The organism is Citrobacter sp. EC_71, assembly GCF_019584005.1.
Classification (GTDB): Bacteria; Pseudomonadota; Gammaproteobacteria; order Enterobacterales; family Enterobacteriaceae; genus Citrobacter; species Citrobacter werkmanii.
Genome location: NZ_VDAY01000104.1, coordinates 1 through 231 on the forward strand (window position 1 = coordinate 1; position 231 = coordinate 231).

The 231-nt window shown below is 53.7% G+C and carries 1 rRNA gene; it reads right to left on the reverse strand.

The window, feature by feature from the left end:
* Positions 1–231, reverse strand: a 23S ribosomal RNA gene (locus FHD02_RS24235); the annotation flags it as partial.

Sequence of the window (231 nt, forward strand, 5' to 3'; positions counted from 1 at the left end):
ACGGTACTGGTTCACTATCGGTCAGTCAGGAGTATTTAGCCTTGGAGGATGGTCCCCCCATATTCAGACAGGATACCACGTGTCCCGCCCTACTCTTCGAGTTCACAACATGTGCATTTTTGTGTACGGGACTATCACCCTGTACCGTCGGACTTTCCAGACCGTTCCACTAACACACATGCTGATTCAGACTCTGGGCTGCTCCCCGTTCGCTCGCCGCTACTGGGGGAA